General features: G+C 36.5%; 21 protein-coding genes and 1 riboswitch. Of the genes, 5 read left to right on the plus strand and 16 right to left on the minus strand.

Annotated features, from left to right (window positions below; genetic code table 11):
* The first annotated feature begins 29 nt into the window (after positions 1–29).
* Positions 30–131: riboswitch (SAM riboswitch) on the plus strand.
* Positions 132–235: 104 nt separating this feature from the next.
* Positions 236–3,034, plus strand: a complete 2,799-nt coding sequence (locus IO90_RS08820; protein ID WP_034965794.1) for a TonB-dependent receptor plug domain-containing protein — start codon at positions 236–238, stop codon at positions 3,032–3,034.
* 169 nt (positions 3,035–3,203) lie between these two features.
* On the opposite strand, the gene IO90_RS08825 is transcribed toward IO90_RS08820, so the two are convergent.
* The 8 genes from IO90_RS08825 to IO90_RS08860 all read right to left on the minus strand — a co-directional run bounded on the left by IO90_RS08825 (position 3,204) and on the right by IO90_RS08860 (position 11,920).
* Positions 3,204–5,750 (minus strand): copper-transporting P-type ATPase, encoded by a 2,547-nt coding sequence (locus IO90_RS08825; protein WP_034965795.1) that lies wholly within the window; start codon positions 5,748–5,750, stop codon positions 3,204–3,206.
* A gap of 209 nt (positions 5,751–5,959) precedes the next feature.
* Positions 5,960–6,913, minus strand: a complete 954-nt coding sequence (locus IO90_RS08830) for a ketopantoate reductase family protein (protein ID WP_034968795.1) — start codon at positions 6,911–6,913, stop codon at positions 5,960–5,962.
* A 124-nt stretch (positions 6,914–7,037) separates the two neighbouring features.
* Entirely contained in the window at positions 7,038–7,523 is a 486-nt protein-coding gene (locus IO90_RS08835) for a hypothetical protein (RefSeq protein ID WP_034965796.1), read from the minus strand.
* 129 nt (positions 7,524–7,652) lie between these two features.
* On the minus strand, positions 7,653–8,348 hold the full coding sequence (locus IO90_RS08840) for a leucine-rich repeat domain-containing protein (protein ID WP_034965797.1): 696 nt from the start codon (positions 8,346–8,348) through the stop codon (positions 7,653–7,655).
* Between the two features lie 76 nt (positions 8,349–8,424).
* Positions 8,425–9,357, minus strand: a complete 933-nt coding sequence (locus tag IO90_RS08845; protein WP_228374665.1) for an EamA family transporter — start codon at positions 9,355–9,357, stop codon at positions 8,425–8,427.
* 43 nt (positions 9,358–9,400) lie between these two features.
* Positions 9,401–10,495: a hypothetical protein gene (locus IO90_RS08850; protein ID WP_034968801.1), complete on the minus strand. Its 1,095-nt coding sequence runs from the start codon at positions 10,493–10,495 to the stop codon at positions 9,401–9,403.
* Positions 10,496–10,587: 92 nt separating this feature from the next.
* Positions 10,588–11,406 (minus strand): GLPGLI family protein, encoded by an 819-nt coding sequence (locus tag IO90_RS08855; protein ID WP_034965798.1) that lies wholly within the window; start codon positions 11,404–11,406, stop codon positions 10,588–10,590.
* A gap of 97 nt (positions 11,407–11,503) precedes the next feature.
* The gene (locus IO90_RS08860) at positions 11,504–11,920 is read right to left on the minus strand and encodes a hypothetical protein (protein ID WP_034965799.1); all 417 of its coding nucleotides are present in this window, start codon (positions 11,918–11,920) and stop codon (positions 11,504–11,506) included.
* 253 nt (positions 11,921–12,173) lie between these two features.
* On the opposite strand from IO90_RS08860, the gene IO90_RS08865 reads away from it, so the two are divergent.
* On the plus strand, positions 12,174–13,361 hold the full coding sequence (locus tag IO90_RS08865; RefSeq protein ID WP_051878458.1) for a glycosyltransferase: 1,188 nt from the start codon (positions 12,174–12,176) through the stop codon (positions 13,359–13,361).
* Here IO90_RS08865 and IO90_RS08870 read toward each other — a convergent pair.
* The 6 genes from IO90_RS08870 to IO90_RS08895 form a co-directional block, all read right to left on the minus strand.
* Positions 13,331–13,915 carry a class I SAM-dependent DNA methyltransferase gene (locus tag IO90_RS08870; protein WP_034965800.1) on the minus strand — a complete coding sequence of 195 codons (585 nt, stop codon included), beginning with the start codon at positions 13,913–13,915 and terminating at the stop codon, positions 13,331–13,333. The genes IO90_RS08865 and IO90_RS08870 overlap by 31 nt on opposite strands.
* A complete protein-coding gene (locus tag IO90_RS08875; RefSeq protein ID WP_034965801.1) occupies positions 13,915–14,640 on the minus strand; it encodes a PIG-L deacetylase family protein in 726 nt (241 codons plus the stop codon). Before IO90_RS08875 ends, IO90_RS08870 begins: the two co-directional genes overlap by 1 nt.
* Entirely contained in the window at positions 14,621–15,826 is a 1,206-nt protein-coding gene (locus tag IO90_RS08880; RefSeq protein WP_051878459.1) for an acyl-CoA dehydrogenase family protein, read from the minus strand. Before IO90_RS08880 ends, IO90_RS08875 begins: the two co-directional genes overlap by 20 nt.
* Positions 15,827–16,096: 270 nt before the next feature.
* On the minus strand, positions 16,097–16,900 hold the full coding sequence (locus IO90_RS08885) for a class I SAM-dependent methyltransferase (RefSeq protein ID WP_034965802.1): 804 nt from the start codon (positions 16,898–16,900) through the stop codon (positions 16,097–16,099).
* A gap of 27 nt (positions 16,901–16,927) precedes the next feature.
* Entirely contained in the window at positions 16,928–17,485 is a 558-nt protein-coding gene (locus IO90_RS08890) for a helix-turn-helix domain-containing protein (RefSeq protein WP_034965803.1), read from the minus strand.
* Positions 17,486–17,579: 94 nt separating this feature from the next.
* Positions 17,580–19,799, minus strand: coding sequence for an NADP-dependent isocitrate dehydrogenase (locus IO90_RS08895; protein ID WP_034965804.1), 2,220 nt, complete (start codon positions 19,797–19,799; stop codon positions 17,580–17,582).
* Positions 19,800–19,999: 200 nt separating this feature from the next.
* Between IO90_RS08895 and tpx the strand changes: the two genes are divergently transcribed.
* Entirely contained in the window at positions 20,000–20,497 is a 498-nt protein-coding gene (gene tpx, locus IO90_RS08900) for a thiol peroxidase (RefSeq protein WP_034965805.1), read from the plus strand.
* Positions 20,498–20,563: 66 nt separating this feature from the next.
* Positions 20,564–21,136, plus strand: coding sequence for a Crp/Fnr family transcriptional regulator (locus IO90_RS08905; protein ID WP_034965806.1), 573 nt, complete (start codon positions 20,564–20,566; stop codon positions 21,134–21,136).
* Between the two features lie 82 nt (positions 21,137–21,218).
* Here IO90_RS08905 and tatC read toward each other — a convergent pair whose 3' ends face one another.
* Both tatC and IO90_RS08915 read right to left on the minus strand, forming a co-directional pair.
* Positions 21,219–22,046 (minus strand): twin-arginine translocase subunit TatC, encoded by an 828-nt coding sequence (gene tatC / locus IO90_RS08910; RefSeq protein WP_034965807.1) that lies wholly within the window; start codon positions 22,044–22,046, stop codon positions 21,219–21,221.
* A gap of 136 nt (positions 22,047–22,182) precedes the next feature.
* Positions 22,183–23,142, minus strand: a complete 960-nt coding sequence (locus tag IO90_RS08915; protein WP_034965808.1) for an SIS domain-containing protein — start codon at positions 23,140–23,142, stop codon at positions 22,183–22,185.
* Positions 23,143–23,323: 181 nt separating this feature from the next.
* On the opposite strand from IO90_RS08915, the gene recQ reads away from it, so the two are divergent.
* A complete protein-coding gene (gene recQ / locus IO90_RS08920; RefSeq protein WP_034965809.1) occupies positions 23,324–25,534 on the plus strand; it encodes a DNA helicase RecQ in 2,211 nt (736 codons plus the stop codon).
* Positions 25,535–25,536 lie beyond the last annotated feature (2 nt).

The following is a 25,536-nucleotide window of genomic DNA, read 5'->3' on the forward strand; positions in this document are numbered from 1 at the left end:
TTTTGCATTGTGATTAAGAATTGCTGTCATACTTATTAAGAAAGACCGAGGGACCTGACCCAGTGAAGTCTTAACAACCTGCCGAAAGGAAAGGTGTTGCATTCAGCCTTTGAAAAAAGGAAAGATAAGTTTTAAAAGTTTTTTATTTTAGGATCAAACACATCCTCATATAAACTTCTTCTAGACTTGTCTGGAAGAAGTTTTTTTATTTATAGAACGTAAAATTTAGAATTATATGAAACAAGTAACTATTATTAATTCAAGGAAAGGAATTGCGCTCACAGCGGCGGTGATTTTCTTTTCGGGAGTTACATTTGCGCAGGCTCAGGAAACAACACCTGCAAATGACACTGTGTCCAGCAGCCAAATCGAAGAAGTGGTTTTGGTAGGATCCAGAAGTGGTGGAAGATCCAAAGCGGACAGCCCGGTTCCTGTGGATGTTTTCAATTTGAAGGAGATTCAGCAGAGTTTGCCACAGACGAACATCAATCAAATCCTTAATACGATTGCGCCCTCTTTTACATCAACAATTCAGACCAATGCAGATGGATCGGATCATTCGGATCCAGCGCAGTTGAGAGGTTTGGGTCCAGACCAGACTTTGATTTTGATCAATGGAAAGAGAAGACACACATCCGCTTTGGTGAATGTAAATGGAGCTCCAGGAAGAGGAACGGTAGGAACGGACCTGAATGCCATTCCAGCTTTTGCACTTTCCAGAATAGAAGTCTTGAGAGACGGAGCTTCTGCACAATACGGTTCTGATGCGATTGCCGGCGTGATGAACCTTCAATTGAAAAGAGACACCGGAAAACTGACAGGACAACTGAATTACGGTGGTTATCTGACAAAAGCAGCTAATGATCACACTGGAAACTACGACGGTCAGCAATATCAATTGGACCTTAACTACGGAAACAAAATCGGAAAACGAGGTGGTTTCTATAACTTGACATGGTCTTCACAATTCCGTGATCCTACAAGAAGAGCTGGAACAGAAAGTGGAAATATCTATAATGCCTACAACGCGATCGAGAAAAGAGCATCAGAAAATGGCGTGAATCTTTCGTCTTATTTCAACAATATCAACAATCTGAAAGGAACTGCGGGCGAACAAGACTTCGTGAATCTAATTCATCAATATTCTCAAGGTGTCAATTATTTTGACTCAAACTTTCAGACCAACATCCAGAATGCATCAAGCATCACAGCTTTGCAATCTTTGTTGGGAGCCAACTACACAGACCAGGAGTTAGCTTACAGAGGACAAACCAGAAAAGATTTTAATCAACAAGTTGGTCAGTCTAAGCTCAATAACCACCAATTGTTTGCCAATATAGAAGTGCCTATCAATGATGATTGGAAAGCCTACACTTTTGGCGGATACTCTATCCGTGATGGTGCTTCCGGCGGTTTTTACAGAAGACCAAATCAGGCAAGAACTTTTACAGGAATTTATCTAGATGGTTATTTGCCAGAGATTCATACGAAGATCCAGGATGTGTCATTGTCTGCTGGAGTTAAAGGAAATTGGAGCGGATGGAATGTCGATCTAAGCAATACTTTCGGACAAAACAGTTTTGATTACACGATTGAAAATACTGGAAACACAAGTTTAAGATTCAATTCTCCAAACACTTTCAAAGCTGGGGGATTGCAGTTTTTGCAGAATACCATCAATTTGGATTTCAGCAAGCAATATGACGTTTTGGAAGGCATCAACGTCGCTTTCGGAGCAGAACAACGTCACGAGAATTTCAGAATCAATCCAGGGGAAGAAGCCTCTTACACCGCTTATGACATCAACGGAAATGTACAAACGCCAACAACGCCAAACTCATTGAAACCAACTGACTTTTTTGGAGCTGCATTGGCAGGAAGTTCTCAGGTTTTCTCAGGCTTCAGAGCAGAGAACGCAACCAATAGAAATCGAAATTCATACGCTGCCTATGCTGATGTAGAATTCAATTTTACCAATTGGTTTTTGGTAGATGCGGCGGTTCGTTTTGAGGATTATTCAGATTTTGGTTCGACTTTTAATTATAAACTAGCGTCTAGAATCAAACTTTCCGATGATTTGAATTTCCGTTTTGCAGGTTCCACAGGTTTCCGCGCACCGTCAATTCATCAGATCTATTACAACACGACATCAACATTGTTCACAACACTTCCGGGAGGAACAGCGCCATCTTTGGTAGAAGTAGGAACTTTCAGTAATGATTCTACGGTTGCAAGAGGATTGGGAATTAATAAATTGAAACAAGAAACTTCAAAATCTGTTAGTACAGGATTTACGTATAAAATCCCTGCTCTGAATTTGAATATTACTGCAGATGCCTATTTCATAAGAATTGATGACAGAATTGTTCTGACTGACCAATTTAGCAGACCAACCGATGCACAGATTATAGCAAATCCTAACTTACAAGGGGTAAGAGATGAATTTGATAAAAACAATGTGAATGCCGCACAATTCTTTGCCAATTCCATCGATACAGAGACAAAAGGTTTGGACGTGGTTATCAGCCATAACTACAGAACTGGCAATGTGAAACTGAATAACGATTTTGCCATCAACTTCAATAAAACCAAAAAAGTGGGCGATATTCACGCTTCAGATCTATTGAAAAATGCAGGATTGGAGACGACTTACTTTGGTGAAAGATCCAGAGTTTATTTAGAAGATTCAGTTCCAAAAGTAAAAGCGAGTTTGTCTAATAATCTGAAATGGAAAGATTTCAATTTCTATCTGAGAAATACTTACTACGGAAAAGTTTATGGTGCTGATGGTATCAATGGAAATATTTATGAACATCAGTTGATCACAGATAAAATCATCACAGATTTGTCCATTGGTTACGATATCAGTAAGAATTTTAATTTGACAATCGGTGCGAATAATTTGTTTGACATCTATCCAACGAAGAATGTGGCATCTTCCACCAACAACGATCAGTTTATCTACTCACGTTCTACCTCACAATTCGGACAGAACGGAAGATATGTCTTCAGCAAGCTGACCGTTAATTTTTAATTTGACGATTTTAAGGTTTTATATTTGTTTTGAAATGGCATCGGGGTTTTCCTCGGTGCTGTTTTTTTTTGGATTAATATTATAGATGCTTCGAGAGCCTCAGCATGACATCGCGAATACTTTCGATTTAAATCTATACTGTCAGTCTGAGGCTCTCGAAGACAAATAATTATAAATCCAATTTCGCATTATTCAATCTCAAAGAATTCAGAATCACAGAAACCGAACTGAAACTCATTGCCGCGGCCGCAATCATCGGACTCAATAAAATGCCGAAGAAAGGGTAGAGCAGTCCTGCAGCAAGCGGAATTCCCAAAACGTTATAAATAAAGGCAAAGAACAGATTTTCTTTGATGTTTCTCAATAATTTTTCACTGAGGATTTTCGCCTTCGCAACGCCGAGAATATCGCCTTTCAATAAAGTGATTTCGGCACTTTCAATCGCGATGTCGGTTCCTGTTCCCATTGCAATGCCGATGTTGGCTTGTGCCAAAGCTGGCGCATCATTGATTCCGTCGCCTGTCATTGCCACGATTTTCCCTTCGTTTTGAAGTTTTTTGATTTCGTTCATTTTATCTTCGGGAAGACAATTGGCTTTGAAATTTTTGATTCCGAGTTGTTCAGCGACTGCTTTTGCCGTATTTTCATTATCGCCGGTCATCATTATCACTTCGATGTTTTGATTTTGAAGAAGTTCAATCGCTTGTTTTGAAGTCGGTTTAATATTGTCTGAAAAACTTAAAAATCCAAGAACGTTTCCAGCTTTTGCCAAGTAAGAAATCGTTTTCGCTTCGTTTTGTTTTTCGTTGGTTTTTAATTTTAAATTTTCTGGAATATTAATGTTAAAATGATTCAGCAAAGATTCGTTTCCTAACAGTATTTCTTCTTGATTAATGATTCCTTTCACACCTTTTCCTGAAATATTTTCGAAGTTTTCTACTTTTTCAAATTTGTTTTCCTGAGCAGAGTCGAAGGATTTTTTAAATTGACTTAAAACCGCATTAGACAAAGGATGTTCAGAATTTTGATTGAGTGATGAAGCGAGTTTCAGAATTGTATTTTTATCTTGATTTTCAATAGTTTCGATGTTGTCCAGACTTGGTTTTCCTTCCGTCAAAGTTCCCGTTTTATCGGTAATTAGGACATTGATTTTGTGCATTTCTTCCAAGGCTTCGGCGTTCTTTATCAAAATTCCATTCTGCGCACCTTTCCCGATTCCTACCATCAAACTCATTGGTGTAGCTAATCCAAGAGCACACGGACAAGCGACAATTAAAACAGCGACGGCGTTTACAAAAGCAAAAGTCAATTTATTTTCCCCACCGAAAATGTACCACGCAACGAATGTTAAAACCGAAATCGCCATCACAGTTGGAACAAATATCTTCGAAACTTTATCTGCCAATTTCTGGATTGGCGCTTTGCTTCGGCTGGCGTCGTTCACCATTTTGATGATTTTGGAAAGCAAGGTTTCATCGCCGATTTTTTCCGTTTTCATCAGGAAAGTTCCGTTTCCGTTGACGGTTCCGGAGGTGACTTTGTCGCCAGATTTTTTTTCTGACGGAATTGGTTCGCCCGTAATCATCGATTCGTCAACGTTGGAATTTCCTTCGATAATTTTTCCATCCACAGGGATTTTTTCGCCTGGTTTTACTCTTAGAATATCATGGATTTTAATGTCAGAAAGTGGAACTTTTTTCTCATTTTCATTCACAATCAAATTGGCAGTCTCCGGCGAGAGATTCATCAATGCTTCGATAGCTTTTCCTGTTTTTTGATGCGCTCTTGCTTCCAACATTTGGCCCATAATCACCAAAGTCAATATCACACAAACCGACTCAAAGTAAAGCGGAACTTTTCCGCCGTGAGAAAATTCGTGGGGAAGAATATCTGGAAAAATTAAAGCAATCAAACTAAAAATAAATGCGACAGAAACGCCCAACGCAATCAAAGAAAACATATTCAGATTCCACGTTTTGAAGGAAATCCAACCACGTTTCATCACAAACCAGCCTGCGTAAAAAAGGACTGGAATCATTAGAATTAATTCCAAAATCGCCTGGATTTGATGAGAAAACGGCCAATTGATGAACATTCCGCCCATCGAAAGAATGAAAACGGGAACAGAAAATCCTAGCGCAATCCAGAATTTTCTTTGCAAAGTTTGATAGGTTTTGTCCTCGTGTTTTTCACCTTTTATCGGAATCATCACCAAATCCATCCCGCAAACCGGACAACCAACATTGGAATCGTAAACCTTGTCGCCTTCGCAAAACATCGGGCAATAGTATTTTCCTTCTTGATGGGTGTTTGGTGTTTGGTGTTTGGTGTTTTGATGTGTATGTGAACTTCCAGCTTCCAGCTTCTGACTTCTGACCAAATCTTCTGTGATTTCCTCCAAATGCATATGACAAACTGGGCAACCGGAATCTGATTCGTAGGTTTTGTCGCTTTCGCAAAACATCGGACAAAAATATTCGCCAATTTTATCTTTGAAACTTTCGGGAAGATTGGTTTTGGAATAGGTTTTTGGTTTGTTTCGTTGGTCTTCACGCTCTTCAATCGGAACGAGGAACATATTACAAACGGGACATCTGCCTTGCTTGAAATACAGTTTTTCGCCTTCGCATTCCATCGGGCAATAATAGACGGAGCTTGGTGAAATTCTTTGGTTTGGGTGAAGATTGTCGTGGTTATGATGATTGTGGTTTTCCATTTTTTTATTTTAACACAAAGCGCACAAGTTCTTATTTTAAAGATTCAATGTTTTGAAGGCACAAAGATGAGTACGCTTCGCTCTGATAATTATTGATACAAATTTCAGCAAAATAGATTTCAATCTGTTACAAATAAATGGAAAGATGTTATAATCAGAAATTAAAAAACCTCTAGATTTTCTAAAGGCTTTGTTTAGGTTTTCGATATCTACAAACTTAGTTGCTGAATCTTCTCTGTTAATTCCTGATGTATTTTTTGAGTTGAAGGCGTTTCTACTCCCAGCTCTTTTCCGTAATGGATGATGGCGCCGGCAAACAATTCGAGTTCGTTGTTTTGTTGTTTTACATTGATATCCAGTTGCAAAGACGTTGGCGTTGCAGGTGGAAATGTGGACGCTTTTTCAAAAGATTTTTCGATGATGTCGCTTGGGAGACCGATTGATTTTTTATCTGCGATGGCTTTTACTTCTTTCATTATGGCTGTGGCTTCCTGTTTCTGTAAAGTAACATTGCAAACTGTTCCGATAGAAGAATTGTACTTTGCACTCACCAATCCAAAACTGGCTACGAAAATAAATTTGGTCCAAATGTCTGCAAAAGAATTCTTTTTAAAATCAAAGTCGATTCTGCTGTCTGTCATTAATTTGATTATCCATTCTACATTCTCCGAAACATTTGAAGGGTCTTTGCCGAATATCAATTTCCCGGGTTTTCCTTTGTGTTCCACAATTCCTTTCTCTTTGATGTGAGATGCTACATAAACACACGCTGGCAAAATTGTATTTCCGGGAATTATTTTCTTGATTCTATCATAAATATCTACGCCGTTCATCAAAGGAAGCAAGATTGTCTTTGTGCTGATGACCTGTTTTAATTGTTCGCAAACGTTTTCCAAATCATATTCTTTCACACAAATGAGAACAAGGTCAGCATTGTCTATTTCGGAAATGCTTTGAACGATTTCATCAGGTTTTGTAATGTTTTCCGGATGTTCTGGAGAGAGTAGTGTAAGTCCATTTTCCGATACCACGTCATAGGTTTTACTTCTTGCGACAAACGTAATACGAAAAGGATTCTCTTTCTCATTAAACTGATTGATTTTGAATCCGAAATATCCACCAACACCGCCAAGACCTATTACGGCTATATTTTTCTTTTCCATAGGATTATCTTTTGTTAATTTGTTCGGCGCAAATTTGATGAAAAAAGAATGAAATAACATATGAATAAATAAAAACCCTCCAGAGATTTTCTGAAGGGTTGGTATAAGTTTAAGTCTAAGACCATTATTTTCTCGGTTTCAAAGAAAGATTGTCCAAATAAACGGCTTGATGTACGCCATTCAGCATTACTTTCAGACCAAGGTGGCTGTCTTTTTTCAATGAGATGTTGAAGACTTTTTTGTCTTTTCCAATTTTCACAGGTTTTGCGATGGTGGCAAAAGTTTTAGGATTTGATGCGTTTTGGATAGACAAGATTTCCAAAGTTGTTTCTCCGCCATTGTCCGTCACATCAAGGCTCAGCGTGTAGTTTCCAGCTTTGATTTTTGGTGTTACCAGATACATATTTTCCTTAGGATTGGTCATCGAGTAGAAGATGATTTTGTTTTCGCTGGCGTAGAGCATTGCTTCGCCTTTTTGGATAGACCAGCATTTGTTAATATCTTTCCAGTTGTCAAAATTTTCTGTCACTGTGGAAACGGTTTTGCATTGTGCATTAGATGTCACAAATCCGCATAAAGCCACTATTCCTCCGAATATTAGTTTTCTCATTTTTGATTAAATATTATCAGGTAAAAATAAGTAAAAAAGGATGATTGACAAAGTTATTTTTAATTAATCTAAATAGTGAAGTTTAATTAGAAAATAAGGTATGACAAAGTTTCGAAATTAGTCAAGTGATTACTCTTGAGTTATTTTTTGTGATGGTAAACGGTTTTTTTGAACACTATTTTTTATAAGTCTCACATTCGGTTCAACGTACATTATTTTTAGTAAACTATTATTTGAAATATCAAGTTCACTAATTGCTGTTTGATACAAATATAATTGAGTCAATTTTGAATTATTTGATATATCTACTTTCTTCAATTGTTTACAACCGTCCAGGCTTAAAGTTTCAAGATTTATGTATTTGCTTGCATCAAAATCTACAAAATTATTATCGCCTATAGATAGAGATTTTATTTTGTCATTAAGTTTAATTTCATTCAAATTTAATCTTACTGCATATAATACTTCTAAATTATCAATTTTCGAGAAATCAATTTTATTTTTTGTAGGATTAAGTGTGATTGCTAGTGTATGAAGTTTATGAAGACTGTCTAAAGCTGTAAAATTTTGTATGAAATTTTCGTTAATAGATAATTCTTCTAGATTTTTAAAATTTTCTATTCCGGAGATACTGGAAATTCTTCTGTTAGTAAGTCTAAGCTTGGTTACTTTCAAATATTCTTCTATTTCGAAAGTTCCATTATTATTTTCATCGACACCTTCGTCAAATAAAGCATTGGTAAAGTTTTGGTCTGCGAAAATTTCTTTTCGATTTTTACAACTGAGAAAAGTTAGGGCAAAAATCATTAATGCAATTACTTTCATTTGGATAAAGTATAATTTATTCAAATTTATTATAATTAATTAATTAAGAATAATGAATTGATAAATGGAATTAAATCTAATTTCTTTCAGTTTTCATTCCAAAAATCTCCTTCCCATTAAAAACAATCACCGCCAAAAATATCAAAGCGTAAGAAAAAATCTGCAAGCTTCCCAATGGCTCGTGATAAACCACGCCGGCCAAGACGAAAGCAATGATAGGATTGATGTTCAATATCATCCCAACTTTGGAAGAACTGATTCCTGAAAGTGCATAAAGATTGAGAAGCAACGGAACAATCGTGTACATCACTGCGATGATTTCGACGTAGAAATAGAATTTGAAATCGGTAATCAAACCACTGGAATAAACTGGGAAAAATGGCAACAAAATCAATGCTGACAAAAGAATATGAAAGTTGAGAACCAAGAACTTATCAAAATTTTTGTTGATGCTTTGGCTCACAAGATATGAGGCGTACGTGAAACCAATGAGACTGCTGTAGAACATATCAATCAAATTGGCGTAAGACAGCAAGACGCATCCAACAAAACTGAGAAAAACCGACAACCATTGTAGCTTCGTAAGTTTGTCTTTCAAAATAAAATAGGCGAGAATCGTCGTGATAATCGGGCAAACCAAATAGGCGACAGAAGTTGCGCGCACGCTAACGTGATTCATCACAAAAATAAATGAAAACCAATTGGCAGTCAACAAAATACTGCTGAGGACATTGAGACCAATCAGATTTCGCTTGTTCTTCCGAGGAAGTTGTTGAAAATAATCCAGATTATTGGCGAGTTTTTTCCGTTTGAAAAGCAATGAAATAACAGTCATAATCAATGCGCAACTGAACACTCTGTAAAACAGAATATCCAAAGAAGCGTACTCGTGGAGCGGTTTCAAAACCAAACTGAAAGTTCCCCAAAGCGAAAATGCAATGATGGCGGAGAGATAATGTCTTAGATTGTTCAAGATTGTTTCGTTTGGAATCAGTAAAATATTGTGCAAAAATACACAACTTTACCCGTGAATATTTTAAGTAAAAAGAATTTTAATTAATCTTGTTTATATCTTTCCCAACTTGAATTCCTTCAATAGCTTCAAAAACCTCGTCTTGGTTTTGTTTGTTTGTCCACCCGTTTTTATATAATTCATTTCTGACCTCTTCTTCTGTTTTATCTTTTACAAAATAATAAAAAGCAAAGTCAACAACCTCTGTTGGAATTCTACCAATTTTATAGGTCGTTACAACTTGAAATATTCTTAAGTAACAAATGAGGAAAGTCCAGCCAATTTGGAAAATCCAGCTGATTATCAATCCAATCCAAGCAGTATTTACTTTTTCAAGTATTAATCCAGTTTGTAATTTTTGAACAATAAAACTCAGAAATCCAATTCTATCATAGTTATTTTTTCGTAGAATAAGTTCATATTGAAAGTATTGGTTGAGTAAATAAGTTAGCACAATTGTCCCAAAAATTGCGTAAATTATCCTGTCATAATGAGAAAAGTTTGAAAGCTTTATTAAATATTTATAAGAAAAAGTAATTGATAATGCTATCAACAATTCAAAAAGTCCGATAATATATTTACCATTTACTGAGGCTTCTGCTAAAAGAAATCCTAATATTATTGCAAGAATTATAGAACCAATAATTACAATTGGGAAGTTTGGTCTTCTATATTTTTTCTCTATTGGTAAATTTTGAGGAATTTCGTAATCATCCCAATTTTGCAGCTTTTCTACCTCTTTTTCAATTTCTTTTAAATCGCTTTTATCGTAACTTTTTTCTATCTCTTTGAAAGCATAGATGAACAATTTTACTCTTTTAGAATTTTGTCCATTATCCCATATTTCGTTTCCTAACGATTTACTTTTTACAGTGACTTTTCCATACTTAAAATCAACACTTACGCCTTCTGAGAAATGAGTAAACCCCAAAGAGTATTGTTTTCTTTTAGCTTGAATAATATTTTCATCAATATAAGTTAGCTCGCAGTCAATTTTTTCAAAGGTCTCTATAGCTATTTGCTTATAAACCTTTTCACTAACTTGAGTTCGAAATTCTTCCTCATATTTAGGAGTAAAACTAAAGCTATGTTTCTTTTTTATTGATTTTTCAAAAGATTTGAATTTTTCTTCCATTAATTTTCTCATTACTAAAATCTATTATCTAAAAAACTAATTGAAAATTAACAATTCCATTTAATGAATATTTCTATATTACAAACGATGACTTATTTATAAAATATCGTTTTATCTTTCTCAATTTCGTTATTGTTTTTCAAGATGATTTCCTGCTCTTCTTTGGTGATTTTGTTCAGACCTTCAATCGTGTCCACAAAAGTTTCATCTTCTCGGCCAATCGACCAAGTTCCGGGTCTCATACTTCGGAAACGGTTGTACGGATCATTGTAATTGGCAATCATCATTTCTTTGAACTTTGCGTAAGAAACTTTTAGAGGCTTCTTTTTGAATACGTTTTCTACAATATTTTCGTTCGTTTTCTTCGGATTTTGAATTCTTGAAAGTTCGAAACTGAAATAGTTTTGTGAATCTTTCACTTCCACAACGAGTCCCGGAAGATTATTGAATTTATAAGGTCCTTCCGAGAAAGGCAAATCTGTTGTGAACCAAGCTTCCCAGTGTCTTCCCGCGAAATCTGAAGTTGCTTTTTGGACTTTATATTTGTCATTCTGCTTGGTTTCATTGCTGATTTTCCAAATGATTTTGTCATCACTTTCGAAATAAAAATAGGAATCACCCAAAAGAAAGTAATTAGCATTCTTCGATGATGATAATTTTCTTTTCAATTTGGCAAACGATGATGAATAGGTGGAAAAACCAGCCGACTTTTGGTTGGTAGAATCTATTTGAATGGCCATAAATTCATAAAACTGAACATTCTCTCCATTGATATCCAAAACCCACTCAGCTTTGTTTTCTTTCTGAGAAATAGTATCGCTTTTATATTTGAATTCGTAGATAAAACGATGGTTCTGAGAAAAGTAGAGGAATGAGATTAATGAAAAAAGAAAGGTCAGTTTAAGTTTCATGGATTGATTTTATTAATTTATCCAGCAAAATACAAAAAACTTCCAAAAAACACCAGTCAACTCGCAAAATGAAACGAAATCTAAATTGAAAATCAACTTATCCTATCGGCCTAAATTTCCTCAGATTCCACTTTCTCTTGAAAGCTTTTCCATCTTCGAACTTATAAAAATAAGTTTCCTTTTCCCATTCACTGGGGCGGATGACCGTGAAACATTCACCTTCCGGAAGCTCGATGATTTCGTGGATGGTGTTGGCTGGTACGAAATGCGAAGTTCCTTCTTTTCTGTGATGTTCGGAGGATTTGTAAGTGCCGTTTTCAAAGATTTCGTAGATCCTTTCGATGTAACTGCCTTTTAAAATATGCGTCGTAAAACTGAATGGATGATCGTGGATATGTTCGTGCTGATCTTTCTCGCTGAAATGATGAATGACCGCATCGAAAGGCAAACCTCTCAAATGGTGTTTCGTAAAAACGGCATTCATCTTTTCGCGTTTGACCTTAATATTAATCATATAATTTGTTTTATTTTATTGATATTCTGAATGTTAAATCAAGTGTAATCAAAATTTAAACCTTTGATTTAATAAAACAATGAAAAAATCGATTTGGAATTTTACCATTTTCCCTTTCTCGTTATCAATTAATTTAATAATTATCAATTTAAGAAAACCTATTGGTATTAGAATTGTAAATAACTGATTTGTTCTAATATGAGAAGAATTGGTTTATAATTCTAGTTCAATTATTATCTCTAAATAATGCTAAATGATGGATTCCACCGAAAATCACAGTGATTCTTTCTTCTCGAAATTTCAAATTTTACCTAGCGTAAAATCCAGTATTGTGATTCCTGTCAAAGATGAGCAGACTTATATTTTGCAGACACTTTCGTCATTTGCAAACCAAGTTGATATTTTGGGTGAAAGTCTTGATTCTAATCAATTTGAAATCCTGGTTTTAGCTAATAATTGTTCCGATGATTCGGTCGCTTTGATCAAGAAATTCCAGCTTGAGAATCCTAATCTCAACATTCATTTAGAGGAAATTACATTATCTAAATCGCTGGCAAATATCGGCTATGTTCGCAGGAAGTTGATGGAATCTGCTTATTCCAGACTTATGCAAAATGGTGGTGGGATTATTATGACGACGGATGGAGACACTTCGGTTGCCAACGACTGGATCTCGCAAACTCAACAGGAAATCATCAATGGGGCAGATGTCGTAGGCGGTAGGATTTCGCTGTATCAAAATGAACTTGAAAACTTGGACGAATTCACGCTTCTGCATCATTTTAAAGACGAAAAATACCAACTCTTGATTGCAGAACTGGAAGCAAAAATCATCGATTCCGAGTTTGATCCTCATCCAAGACATCATCAACATTTCAACGGCAGTTTTGCAATTATGACAGATTGTTTTGCCAAATCCGGTGGCGTTCCTGAGGTAGATTATCTAGAAGATTGTGCATTTTTTGACAGATTGCAAACCATCGATGCGAAAATTCGACACAGTTACAATGTAAAAGTTCACACGTCTGCGAGGTGGATTGGCAGAACAGAAATCGGACTTTCTCACCAACTGAATGTCTGGAAAAACTTAGGTAAAAACGTCGATAATTATTTTGTTGAATCTTGCCCTTCAATTACACAAAGGCTTGTTCAAAAAAGAAGCTTATTGGATTTATGGAACTCCAAAAATCAAATTACCGAGTCAGAATTTCATCAAAAAATCAAAAAAATAATTCCTGAAATCACCATTGAAAAAGACAATTATAGTTTGTTTAATGATTATCAATATTTTGGAGAATGGTTTGAAAAAATATTGTTCATTAAAAGTAAAATGAGCAAAGAAAATATTCCAGCAGTCTCGATTGATACAGCGATTAAAGATTTGCAAATGAAAATTCAGGAATATTCCAATCACGATTTTGCCCAGACGTCAATTCTGTAAGTTTCAGCTCTGCAGGTGAAAATGTTCATCATTTTGCCTTTCATTAATTTCTCAAAACTCTGATGAACTTCGTCGCCAGTTTGCGGATAATCGTGAACTTCTGGCAACCAATGTACCAGGACGATATTTCCGTCAGTTTTTAATCTTTCAAATAAATTTCCGACAGCCATTTCCCAATCGTTTTGCGAAAGATAATAGGCCACTTCGGAAACCATTATCAGATCATATTCATCCTCCGGAAGTTCATTTTGAAAATTGAGTTTTTTAAATGTGACATTATCCAAATTCTCACAACGTTTTTTCGCAAGATTTAAAGCCTTTTCCGAAATATCTGTTGCCAACATATGTTCGCTTTTCTGAGCCAAAAGTTGAGTCAAAACGCCAATCGAGCAACCGATTTCTAAAACATTTTCATAATGATCTTTGGGCAAAGACGCGACCGTTACCGCATACTTTTTAGCCTCATATTCGCTGGTTTCAAAGTTCCAAGGATCTTCGTTGGCGTCATAGACACCTTTGAAATATTCCGAATCTAAAGATTGTTTTTCTTCCATTATTTTGAGATAAAAAATGTTTCGTAGGGTACATTAAACTGATCCAGCATTTCTAGAGAAAGCCTAAAACCTTCGGGATCATCATTGATCAAATCTGTAATTTGAGAACGGTGTTTAGAAATTGCTTCCTTTTTTTGAGATAAGACATTACTGATGTTCAGTCGGAAAGGCATTGATTCTTCGTTGGTTGGTTCATCTCCAGATTGACCCAATTGCTTGAGCCAGATTGGATATTCATAAATTTTAGCATTGGAAGTTTCAGCAGAATTGATCAATTGAAAAGATGCTTGATGATCCGGATGTGGATCTCTGCGCCACGGCACGAAAATACTTTGAGGTTTGATGACGTCCAGCATTTTGGAAATACTTTTAAGCGAGGTTTCAAATCTTTCATCACCAATTGTCGGCACATTTCTATCGGGATATCTGCCAAAAATGATATTTTCTTCAGCAACGCCAAGAATTGCGCAGGCTTCAATTAATTCCTTTTCGCGCAGATATCTAAGCTTTTCTGCAGGATATTCTTTGCTGTTTGGGTGAGACAAAGTTCCGTCGCTGAGTAATAAAATATAAACCGTCTGCCCATATTTTCGCAACAGCGAAATGACACCGCCACAACCCAAACTTTCATCATCGGCGTGTGGAGCGACAATCAATGTGGTTCCAAATCCTGTGACACATTGTTCTGGTGCCAACGGAATATTTTCAAAATTTATTGGACTCATTTTTTTTAATTTTTTTTAAGTTCATATTCCAGATCTCACTTGCAGGAATATTAGAATTTAGGACGTAGCCACCAACATCTGCCAAGACTTGATCTGGCGCAGGTTGTCTTAGATAAGTACTTAGATCACGAATGATTCTCTCAAAATGATAAGGTTTGTTGAGACCACGTGCACCAACACATTTTTGACAAAGGTTCATCACATCCGTACAGATTTGCTCGATGGCGGTCCGCATCATATTAGCATAAATGACAAAATGTTCCGCCTCACTTTTCGTCGGTTGTTTCATATAACGGTCCATTCTTGATGAAGCACCAACAATCCACTGATTTCCTGATTCTACAGCAATTGCCATTTGACCCAATCTCATTTTTTGAAACGGATCTTGAGTTCTGTTTAGACTCACGAGATATTTTTTTGTCTCATCTAAAAGTTGCTCCGCGGCGCCTAACTGAACAGCCGCAAATCGTACAGCACCACCACTGAATCCTGGTTGTTGGTAATATTCGCCGGCTTTTCCGAGTAGATTAATCTTCTGAAGTTTGGTTTTCAAAAATGTCATTTTGAAACTTCTGCTGGACTGCATTCCCATTGGATTCCACCAGCTGGAATCGCTTTTTACGGATGATTCATCAAGCGGGACGACACACATTTGCCAAGCTCCATCTTTCCTCGCGGCAGTGACAATTGGTCGGCTAACATAATCTGTTCCCGTCGCAAAAGTCTTGGAACCATTTAATTGATAAATATTTTTTTCCACTTTTGTGAGGAAAGTTCCATCCGCAGCTTGCGTGTTCCAAACTCCAAAAAGTTTACCCGCAATTGCATCTTCTGCAAAAAGTTTTTTTTGCTTTTCGGAACCAAATTGGTCAATTAAAATCTGCGCATTGATGTGACCTTCCAAAACTCGTCCCATCACCAGATTTCCTTTTCCAATATTTTTCAGAATGGTGAGCATTGCCAAGTTGGTTCCGGGAATCAATCCTAAATTCTGACCTCCCAATTTTTCTGGAATGCTTGCTGATAAAAATTTTGTGGATTTTAGTTTGGCTAAAGTTTTTTCGGGAAAAGATTTGACAGAATCAGTCTCTGAGGCTTCGGCGAGCGATTCTTCTCCAATCAGTTGAGAAGATTTTACCAATTCTAATAATTTGGATTTATTGAATTGGTTATGGTTTTTTTTCAAATCTTTTATATAAGGTTTAAGATATAATTATCTGTAATTCAATACTACCCATTTTAATGCCGTTAAAATAAGATTGTAAATATTGGTCGTAAAAATACGTGATTATTAAAAGTAATCGCATTGACTACTTAAGATAAACTTAAGACTTCCTCAAAGATAATTGTAAATCTTTGCCTTGGATATGACTGAGGTCATAAATGAAAACCTGTTATTAATTGTAAGGTTCTTATTTTATGAATCTTACTTTCTCTTTATTATTCTGAAAATTGATTAGTTTTTCTTGGTCGCCAAAACAGAATAAACCATCGGAATCTTATCGCCAAGATGCTCGATTCTGAATTTCTTTGGCGCGATTTCTACCGTTTTGTTAAAGCAATTGTATGGAGAATAATCGTATTCATCTAGAGAATTGATCTCGAGTCCGTTTGTAATCAAACTATTAAAAACCTCGCTGAATCCGTGGTTCCACATCACGTAATCTTGTGTGATGTTAGCGGTTTTGTCTGCGTAAGTTCCCGATTCTGTTTCTACAATCGCACCTGAATTAAAATATCGATAAGCGATTTTTTCAAAATTATAATCAAACATCCAAACCACAGGATGGAACTCTACAAAGACAAATTTCCCGTTTGGTTTCAAAAATCTGGAAATCACTTTTGCCCATTTGTCCAAATCTGGCAACCAACCAATCGTCCCATAACTCGTGAAAACGATGTCAAATTCTTTGTCAAGATGATTCGATAAATCGTAAATATCAGAGCAAAAAAAAGTTGTGTCTGCGCTGGTTTCTTTCGCTAGTTTTTTGGCACTTTCAATCGCTTTGTTAGACAAATCAATGCCAATGACTTTCGCACCCAATCGGCTTAAGGAAATAGAATCTTGACCAAAATGACATTGCAAATGCAGAATAGATTTTCCTTTGATATCGCCTAACAAATCAAGCTCAATATTATTAAGCGAAGTATTTCCTTTTTTGAAGCCTTCTAGGTCATAAAACTCAGATTCCAAATGGGCGTCGGTTCTGTTGTTCCAAGATTCGCGGTTGATTTCTATGTAGTTTTTTTCTGGGCTCATTTAAATAGTTTTTTAGAATAATTAGATTTAAACCTTATCCAAAGCAATCCGTTTCTCCTTAGAATTCAAAAATTGAGTAGGAGAGTAGCCCGTTATTTTTTTGAATTGGGAAGAAAGATGCTGAACACTTTTGTAACCCAATTTCTGGGAGATTTCTGTCAAATTAAATTCCTGATAAAGCAACAGTTCCTTCACTTTTTCAATCTTTTGAAGGATGAAATATTGCTCCAAAGTCACATTTTCACTATGAGAAAAAAGTTTGGAGATCGAGCTGTAATCTCGATGAACTTTTGAACTTAAAAACTCTGTCAAAACAAAATTTTCAGAAATATCTGCATTTGAAATCTTTTGAATAATCAGGTTTTTGATTTTCTCGATTTGTTTTTTGGAAGAGTCTTCTAGAATTTCAAATCCGGTAGATTTTAGTTTGAGGTTCAACGTTTCGAGTTCTTCACTAGAAATCTCCTTTTCTGTTTCAACTTCGCCAAGTGAAATTTGATCGATGTCAATTTTCAGTTCATCAAAAATCGATTGAACAGCAGAGATGCAACGGTTGCAAACCATATTTTTGATAGAGATTTTCATACTATCAAATTTAAGAATTTCTGGATTATAATTTTAAATAAAAAAAGCACCACATTTTAGTGGTGCTTTTGGATTCAAGTAAACTTAATCTTGATTAGATTGCATTTACAATATGGTTCAATGTTTCTGATGGTCTCATCGCAATATCTGTCTTATCGAAATTTGGTTTGTAGTAACCATCGATCTCTTTTGGCTGACCTTGAGAACCGATCAATTCTTCATTGATCTTGCTTTCGTTTTCTGTCAATGCTTTTGCAACAGGCGCAAATTTAGCAGAGATTTCGGCGTCCTGGGTCTGGTTTGCCAAAGCTTCCGCCCAATAAGTTGCCAAATAGAAATGCGAACCTCTGTTGTCGATAGTTCCTAATTTTCTTCCTGGAGATTTGTCTTCTGCCAAGAATTTAGCATTCGCCTCGTCCAAAGCATCTGCCAAGATTTGTGCTTTTGTATTGTTTTGAGTCTGAGCCAAATGCTCCAAAGAAGCCTGCAACGCCAAGAACTCTCCAAGAGAATCCCAACGCAAGTAACCTTCCTCGATGAATTGCTCGATGTGCTTTGGTGCAGAACCTCCAGCTCCAGTTTCGAACAATCCACCACCGTTCATCAATGGAACGATAGACAACATTTTTGCAGAAGTTCCTAATTCCAAAATAGGGAAAAGGTCGGTCAAATAATCTCTCAAAACGTTTCCAGAAACGGAGATCGTATCTTTCCCTTCTCTTGCCCTTTCCAAAGTTTCGGTCATTGCATCTTTCACATCTAGGATTTTGATATCCAATCCAGTTGTGTCGTGATCTGCCAAATATTTCTCCACTTTTTTAATCATTTCTCTGTCGTGAGCTCTTGCTTTGTCTAGCCAGAAAATTGCTGGTGTCTCAGACAATCTTGCTCTGTTGACAGCCAATTTCACCCAATCCTGGATTGGTGCATCTTTGGTTTGACACATTCTGAAGATATCAGATTTCTCTACTTTTTGCTCAAGCAAAGTGTTTCCATTTTCGTCAAGAACTTTGATTGTTCCGTCTGCCTCTGCTTGGAAAGTTTTGTCGTGAGATCCGTATTCTTCAGCTTTTTGAGCCATCAATCCTACGTTTGGAACAGAACCCATTGTTTTAGGGTCAAGTGCTCCGTTTTTCTTCATATCATCGATTGCCGCTTGATAGAATCCTGCGTAAGAACGGTCTGGAATAATCGCTACGGTGTCATCTTCTGCACCAACTTTGTCCCACATTTTTCCGCCATTTCTGATCAACGCGGCCATAGAAGCATCAACGATGATGTCAGAAGGAACGTGGAAATTCGTGATTCCTTTGTCAGAATTTACCATTGCCACTTTTGGACCTTCAGAAAGAACTTTGTCGATATCAGCTTTGATTTCTGCTTCTTGCGGAATTCCAGCGATTTTATCATAAAGATTCTGCAATCCGTTGTTTGGATTGATGTCTAAAGATTTGAAAGTCTCAGCATAATTGGCAAAAACATCTTTGAAGAAAGTCTCAACGATTGCTCCAAAGATAATTGGGTCTGAGATTTTCATCATCGTCGCTTTCAAATGCGCAGACAGAATCACACCTCTTTGTTTTGCTTCATCAATTGCAGTTTGAACAAATGCTTTCAATGAATTAAGATTCATTACAGAAGAATCGATCACTTCACCTGCTTTTAGGTTTGCGAAATCTTTCAAGACTTTTTCAGAACCATCATTCCCAAAGAAAACAATCTTGAATTTGGAATCATTTTCCACAGTTGTAGAAGTTTCAGTTCCGTAGAAATCGCCACTGTTCATATGTGCAACATCGGTTTTGCTGTCAGATGCCCAAGCGCCCATTTTGTGTGGATTTGCTTTAGCATAATTCTTAACAGCTTTTGGCGCACGTCTGTCAGAATTTCCTTCTCTCAGAACAGGATTCACGGCAGAACCAAGAACCTTTGCATATTTAGCTTTGATCGCTTTTTCTTCGTCATTTTTTGGTTCAGCAGGGTAGTTTGGCAAAGCAAAACCTTTAGCTTTTAATTCTGCGATCGCTTCTTCCAATTGAGGTGCAGATGCAGAGATATTTGGTAATTTAATAATGTTTGCTTCCGGCGTTGTAGCCAATTGTCCTAATTCTGTCAACGCATCTCCAATCTTTTGATCGTCTGATAGATACTCTGGGAAATTGGCAAGAATTCTGCCTGCAAGAGAAATGTCCTTAGCAACAATGTCAACGTCTGCAACAGATGTGAAAGCCTTTACGATAGGCAAAAAAGAATGCGTTGCAAGCATTGGCGCTTCGTCCGTAAGCGTGTAAATAATTTTTGATTTTTCTGACATTATTTAGTTGATTTTATTTCGTTTTGAATCACAAAAATACATATTTTATAGTAAAATTGTGGCAGTGAGACTATGATTTTTGTTTCAATATTGATTATATCTTTCCTAATTAATACTAAAAGTTAAATTTTATTAAAGTAGAATCAAATTTTTGACATTTCAGAAATCAACCGTTAACTTTGGGAAAAATATTTTATACTATGTCACAGATTACATTCAAAGGAAGTCCTATTAACACGGTTGGGGAATTGCCAGAAGTTGGAACTATTGCACAGGAATTTACGTTGGTAGGCGCTGATCTTTCAGAAAAGCACTTGGCTGATTACACAGGAAAAAAAGTTTTGCTTAATATCTTTCCAAGCATCGATACAGGCGTTTGCGCATCATCTGCAAGAGAATTCAACAAGGAAGCTAGCTCATTGGAAAATACCGTTGTCATCAATGTTTCCAGAGATTTGCCTTTCGCATTGAGTAGATTTTGTGCCGCAGAAGGTCTGGACAATGTAGAAGTTTTGTCAGATTTCAGAGGGAATTTCGGAGAAGATTACGGCCTGACTTTAAGCGATTCTCCTTTGAGAGGCTTATTGAGCAGAGCTGTAGTTGCATTGGACGAAACTGGAAAAGTGATTTACACAGAGCAAGTTCCAGAAATTGGACAAGAGCCAAATTATGCAGAAGCAGTGAATGCTTTGAGATAATTTCAAAAAATAAATCATTAGTAATAACCGAAAATCTATTAAATTAGATTTTCGGTTATTTTATTTATGGACACACTAAAAAATATCTACCAACATCCCGCGTTTTCAGAAGAAGATCTGAAACTGATTTTTGAAAGCCACGAGAAAATATTTTTCAAAAAGGGCGATTTTTTCCTGAAGGAAAATGAAGTGGCCAATGAATATTTCGTTTTGGAATCTGGCGTTGCACGTTCTTTTGTTTTTGATGTTGATAATAATGACATCACCATCAATTTCTTTACGGAATCTGACATTGTGATAGAAGCTTCGTCCATTTTCCAAAGAATTCCTTCGATGGAGAACATTCAGGCGGAAACAGATTGCGTGGCTTGGAAGATAGATTTTGAGAATTTTCAGGAAATGTTTTGGACGATTCCTGCGCTTGCAGAATGGGGAAGAGCGTGGATGTCTTACCAGCTTTTCTATTTAAAACAAAAATCCGTGGAAGTGATAACCAAATCTGCGACAGAACGTTACCTAGATTTAATTAAAGCAAAACCAGAAGTTCTGAAATTTGCACCGTTGAAGAATATTGCTTCTTATCTTGGGATCACGGATACGTCGCTTAGTAGAATCAGGAAAGATATCTTTAAAAGCTAAAATGTAAACTCATTAGAGTCTTAAACAAAAAAAACAGCAATTTGGTTATTGCTGTTTTTTCTTTTTATAGTCGATACAGAAATTACTGTTTCGTGAGATCTTTATTCAAACTTTTCTTTTGCATTTTCTTATAGATAAAGGTGGACATCACTACACTTATCTCATAAAGCAAAACCAATGGAAGCGCTGCCGCCATCATACTCAAAACATCGGCTGGCGTTATGATTGCTGCAACGACCATAATTAAAACAATGGCGTGACGTCTGTATGTCTTAAGGAATTTAGGCGTAAGAATTCCGATGGAAGTTAAGATGTAAACAGCAATCGGAAAAAGGAAAACAACGCCCATCCCTATCGTAACTTGCAGAAATAGAGTGGTGTAATCCGATAAATCAAACAATTGAACAATATTGTCCGAAACCTTGAAAAGCAATCCGAAATTGATAGCGAAAGGCAGAATCAGAAAATAGCCTGTCAAAACGCCACACATAAACAAAATCCAAACAGAGTTGATGTAAAAAACAGAATTCTTCCTTTCAGCCGGCATCAACGCTGGGCTAATGAATCTCCAGATTTCCCAAACGATGTAGGGAAAAGCCAAAATCAATCCCGAGAATATGGAAACCGCCATCATCACGTTGAACTGTTGAAACAATTGCTTCTGCTGAACACTGAATTTGGCCGGCATTATAAAACTGTCTGCTCCGGTCAATTCTCTGGAAAAGTGGTTGACCACTTTGAAAGTGAAAAAATCACTTCTCGTAGGACCGAAAAAAATATGATCCATCACCCAGTTGATGTTAAAGCCAACAATGATCGCGAAAACGATGATCGCCAAAATAGATCTTACCAAATGTGATCTCAGCTCGCCAATATGCCCAAGAAAGGACATTTCTTTTTCTTCACTCATTGTTTTATAAATGATAAATTATGATTGATAAATGATTAAATTTTATTTTCCATAGGTTACACCTACGGCTACTAATATTAAACCCTTTGGGTTTTAAATATCTCACTCCAACTCTCAAACCCTCCAACTCTCCAACTCAATTAATCCCTTCGTCCAGCAATTTATGAATGTCAATAATACCAAAATATTGACCATCATTTGTCACAACCAATTGTCCGATATTATATTCTTTTAAAATCTGCATCGCTTCTTTCGCAAGTTTATTTTTATCGATGGTTTTAGGGTTTTTGCTAATAATTTCAGAAGCTTTCACTTTCGAAATATCGTCTTGGTTTAGAAGCATCCTTCTGATGTCACCATCTGTGATTACGCCAATGATTTGTCCGTTTTCCACCACCACAGTGATTCCGTGTTTGGATCCGCTGACAGAAATGATGACGTCTCGGATTGAAGTTTCGAGGGTCACTTCTGGTTTATTATTCGAAACAAATTGTTCCACTTTTGCCGTCAGATTTTTCCCCAAACTTCCGCCGGGATGGAACTTTGCAAAATCAATTTCTTTAAAATCTTTCAGTTCCATCAAACAAACTGCGAGTGCGTCTCCCAAAGCCATTTGGACTGTTGTTGAACTTGTTGGCGCCAATTTGTTTGGGCAAGCTTCTTTGTCAACGTGTGTATTCAAAATGATGTCAGATGCTTTTCCCAATTTACTTTCTGGATTTCCTGTCATCGAAATAAGTGCGGTAGAATATTCTTTTAAAAATGGCAAAAGATTCACAATCTCTGGCGAATTTCCTGAGTAAGAAATACACAAAACGACATCCTGCTTTTGAATCACACCAAGATCTCCGTGGATAGCTTCGGACGCGTGCAAAAATTGAGAAGGTGTTCCAGTGGAGTTGAGCGTTGCAACAATTTTATTGGCCACGTGAGCAGATTTTCCAATGCCGACAATAATCAATTTTCCTTTGATTTCATTGATCGTCAAAACGGCTTTTATAAAACTGTCATTCAACCTGTTTCTAAGATTGGTCAATTCGTTTATTTCTATATCCAGCGCCTGATGGGCATTTGACAGAATTTCTTTTGGATCCAAAATTTAAAAATTTTTAATTATTTTTTTTAATAATATTTATTTTGTATCTTCACTTCAATAATTTGAAATCAAGGAATGAAGTTTTAGGCTTCATTTTTTTATCTAATAAAAGCTGAGAAATTACTATCAATAATTTGTATAACTTTCAAGCGTATGCAAATTTAGCAAACAATATTAAAGGATGGATACAAAAGACATCAACTTATCTGCCGAACTTAAAAAATATTTCGGATTTTCTAAATTTAAAGGTCAACAGGAACAGATCATCACCGAGCTTTTAGACGGGAAAGATGTGTTTGTCTTGATGCCTACTGGTGGCGGAAAATCACTTTGCTATCAGTTGCCTGCTCTTATTTCTGAAGGAACCGCGATTGTAGTTTCCCCATTGATCGCATTGATGAAAAATCAGGTGGATGCCGTGAATGGACTTTCGTCAGACGAAGGTGTAGCCCACGTTCTCAATTCTTCATTGAATAAAACCCAGACCAAACAAGTGATGGACGACATAACGGCGGGGAAAACCAAATTGCTTTACGTAGCGCCAGAATCATTAATAAAAGAAGAATATGTTGATTTTTTAAAGAATGTAAAAATATCATTCGTTGCGATAGACGAAGCACACTGTATTTCGGAATGGGGACACGATTTCCGACCAGAATACAGAAATCTCAAAGGGATCATTGATAAGATTGCAGATGTTCCAGTAATTGCGCTAACGGCCACAGCGACGCCGAAAGTTCAGGACGATATTCAGAAAACTCTGGGAATGAACAACGCTTTGGTTTACAAAGAAAGCTTCAACAGAGCCAATTTGTTTTATGAGATTCGTCCGAAAGTTAACGTTGATAAAGAAATTGTAAGATTCATCAATCAGCATAAAGGAAAATCAGGAATCGTTTATTGTTTGAGTAGAAGAAAAGTGGAGGAGTTCGCTCAGCTTCTACAGGTGAATGGAATCAACGCTTTGCCGTATCACGCAGGACTTGACCAAAAAACAAGGGTTCTGCACCAAGATAAATTTTTGATGGAAGAAGCTGACGTGATTGTAGCAACAATCGCTTTTGGGATGGGAATTGATAAGCCTGATGTAAGATTCGTTGTTCATTATGATATTCCAAAATCTCTCGAAAGTTATTATCAGGAAACTGGACGCGCTGGAAGAGATGGAGGTGAAGGCTATTGTTTGGCTTTTTACGATCCAAAAGATATTGAAAAGCTCGAAAAATTCTTGGCTCAAAAACCTGTTTCCGAGAGAGAAATCGGCCTTCAACTTTTGAATGAAGTTGTTGGTTACGCAGAAACATCGATGAGCAGAAGGCAATATTTGCTTTATTACTTTGGAGAAATTTTTGATCCTGTGAAAGGTGAAGGCGCGTTGATGTGTGACAATTCAAGAAATCCACCAACTCTGAAAGATGCTACAAAAGATCTTAAAAAAGTTCTTGAAATGATAAAAGTCTTGGGCGAAAAATTCAAGACGAAAGATTTGATCTCACTGATTGCCGGAAAAGAATCTGCAGTGACCAAATCCTATAAATTAGAACAAACCGAATACTTTGGTTTCGGAAAATCTGAAAGTGACAACTATTGGAAATCCGTCATTAGGCAAGCGACTGTACAGAATTATCTTAAGAAAGATATTGAAACTTACGGCGTTCTCAAGATCTCTGAAAAAGGACAAGAGGTCATCAATGGAAAATCCAAAAACATTTTTCAAATAGCTGAAGATAGAGAGTATAATTTGGCTCAATCCAAAACAAAAGCGGATAATGAGCAGGTTCAAATCCAAGCTGGAGGAGGTTTGGATCAGGTGTTATTTGGTCAATTGAAAGAGCTTCGTAAAAATGTTGCCAAGAAATATGGAATCCCGCCTTACACGGTTTTTATGGACCCGAGTTTGGAAGATATGACGGTTCAATATCCTATTTCTGTAGAAGAAGTGGCGAAAATCTACGGCGTTGGTGAAGGAAAAGCGAAAAAATACGGTAAAGATTTTGCTGAATTTATAAAAAAATATGTTGAGGAAAACGAGATAGAAAGAACGCAAGATACTGTTATCAAACAAGTTGCAAACAAATCGAGTCATAAAGTTTTTATCATTCAAAATACAGACAAGAAAATAGACCTAGAGGATATTGCAAAGGCAAAAAATCTCTCAATGATAGAACTTCTTTCCGAGATGGAAAGCATCATCTACCAAGGCACGAAATTGAATATTGATTATTACGTTAATGAAAATTTTGACGAAGACATCGTGGAAGAGTTTATGGATTTTATGAAAAACTCGGAAAGCGACAGTATGAAAACGCTTCTTGCAGAATACGGCGATGATTTGACGGATGAGGAAGTTAGAATCCTGAGAATCAAATTCATTAGTGATATTGCGAATTAATT

This window comes from Chryseobacterium sp. FH1 (genome assembly GCF_000735135.1).
In the GTDB taxonomy this organism is placed as follows: Bacteria; Bacteroidota; Bacteroidia; order Flavobacteriales; family Weeksellaceae; genus Epilithonimonas.

What these genes read in the sequence shown, in the direction of transcription:
- IO90_RS08820 (WP_034965794.1), top strand. Translation starts at nt 236, where the DNA reads ATGAAACAAGTAACTATTATTAATTCAAGGAAAGGAATTGCGCTCACA.
- IO90_RS08825 (WP_034965795.1), bottom strand. Translation starts at nt 5,750, where the DNA reads ATGGAAAACCACAATCATCATAACCACGACAATCTTCACCCAAACCAA.
- IO90_RS08830 (WP_034968795.1), bottom strand. Translation starts at nt 6,913, where the DNA reads ATGGAAAAGAAAAATATAGCCGTAATAGGTCTTGGCGGTGTTGGTGGA.
- IO90_RS08835 (WP_034965796.1), bottom strand. Translation starts at nt 7,523, where the DNA reads ATGAGAAAACTAATATTCGGAGGAATAGTGGCTTTATGCGGATTTGTG.
- IO90_RS08840 (WP_034965797.1), bottom strand. Translation starts at nt 8,348, where the DNA reads ATGAAAGTAATTGCATTAATGATTTTTGCCCTAACTTTTCTCAGTTGT.
- IO90_RS08850 (WP_034968801.1), bottom strand. Translation starts at nt 10,495, where the DNA reads ATGGAAGAAAAATTCAAATCTTTTGAAAAATCAATAAAAAAGAAACAT.
- IO90_RS08855 (WP_034965798.1), bottom strand. Translation starts at nt 11,406, where the DNA reads ATGAAACTTAAACTGACCTTTCTTTTTTCATTAATCTCATTCCTCTAC.
- IO90_RS08860 (WP_034965799.1), bottom strand. Translation starts at nt 11,920, where the DNA reads ATGATTAATATTAAGGTCAAACGCGAAAAGATGAATGCCGTTTTTACG.
- IO90_RS08865 (WP_051878458.1), top strand. Translation starts at nt 12,174, where the DNA reads ATGATGGATTCCACCGAAAATCACAGTGATTCTTTCTTCTCGAAATTT.
- IO90_RS08870 (WP_034965800.1), bottom strand. Translation starts at nt 13,915, where the DNA reads ATGGAAGAAAAACAATCTTTAGATTCGGAATATTTCAAAGGTGTCTAT.
- IO90_RS08875 (WP_034965801.1), bottom strand. Translation starts at nt 14,640, where the DNA reads ATGAGTCCAATAAATTTTGAAAATATTCCGTTGGCACCAGAACAATGT.
- IO90_RS08885 (WP_034965802.1), bottom strand. Translation starts at nt 16,900, where the DNA reads ATGAGCCCAGAAAAAAACTACATAGAAATCAACCGCGAATCTTGGAAC.
- IO90_RS08890 (WP_034965803.1), bottom strand. Translation starts at nt 17,485, where the DNA reads ATGAAAATCTCTATCAAAAATATGGTTTGCAACCGTTGCATCTCTGCT.
- IO90_RS08895 (WP_034965804.1), bottom strand. Translation starts at nt 19,799, where the DNA reads ATGTCAGAAAAATCAAAAATTATTTACACGCTTACGGACGAAGCGCCA.
- tpx (WP_034965805.1), top strand. Translation starts at nt 20,000, where the DNA reads ATGTCACAGATTACATTCAAAGGAAGTCCTATTAACACGGTTGGGGAA.
- IO90_RS08905 (WP_034965806.1), top strand. Translation starts at nt 20,564, where the DNA reads ATGGACACACTAAAAAATATCTACCAACATCCCGCGTTTTCAGAAGAA.
- tatC (WP_034965807.1), bottom strand. Translation starts at nt 22,046, where the DNA reads ATGAGTGAAGAAAAAGAAATGTCCTTTCTTGGGCATATTGGCGAGCTG.
- recQ (WP_034965809.1), top strand. Translation starts at nt 23,324, where the DNA reads ATGGATACAAAAGACATCAACTTATCTGCCGAACTTAAAAAATATTTC.